Source organism: Actinotignum stranguriae (assembly GCF_051265215.1).
GTDB lineage: Bacteria > Actinomycetota > Actinomycetes > Actinomycetales > Actinomycetaceae > Actinotignum > Actinotignum schaalii_C.
In genome coordinates, this window is record NZ_JBOZCJ010000051.1 from 1 (window position 1) to 781 (window position 781).

The following is a 781-nucleotide window of genomic DNA, read 5'->3' on the forward strand; positions in this document are numbered from 1 at the left end:
GTGTATGTCAAGCCTTGGTAAGGTTCTTCGCGTTGCATCGAATTAATCCGCATGCTCCGCCGCTTGTGCGGGCCCCCGTCAATTCCTTTGAGTTTTAGCCTTGCGGCCGTACTCCCCAGGCGGGGAACTTAATGCGTTAGCTACGGCGCAGAAAACCTGGAAAGGCCCCCCACACCTAGTTCCCAACGTTTACAGCATGGACTACCAGGGTATCTAATCCTGTTCGCTACCCATGCTTTCGCTCCTCAGCGTCAGTAATGGCCCAGTGACCTGCCTTCGCCATCGGTGTTCCTCCAGATATCTGCGCATTCCACCGCTACACCTGGAATTCCAGTCACCCCTACCACACTCAAGCCTGCCCGTACCCACTGCACGCGCGAAGTTAAGCCCCGCGTTTTCACAGCAGGCGCAACAAGCCGCCTACAAGCCCTTTACGCCCAATAATTCCGGACAACGCTCGCGCCCTACGTATTACCGCGGCTGCTGGCACGTAGTTAGCCGGCGCTTCTTCTCCACCTACCCTCAACCCACCAAAAAAATGAGCCTTGTTCGATAGCGAAAGAGGTTTACAACCCGAAAGCCTTCATCCCCCACGCGGCGTCGCTGCATCAGGCTTTCGCCCATTGTGCAATATCCCCCACTGCTGCCTCCCGTAGGAGTCTGGGCCGTATCTCAGTCCCAATGTGGCCGGTCACCCTCTCAGGCCGGCTACCCGTCACCGCCTTGGTAGGCCATCACCCCACCAACAAGCTGATAGGCCGCGAGCCCATCCCCCTTCACA

1 rRNA gene is annotated in these 781 nt (G+C 57.7%); it reads right to left on the minus strand.

Annotated features, from left to right (window positions below):
- Positions 1–781 (minus strand): 16S ribosomal RNA (locus ACRQEG_RS09495); the annotation flags it as partial.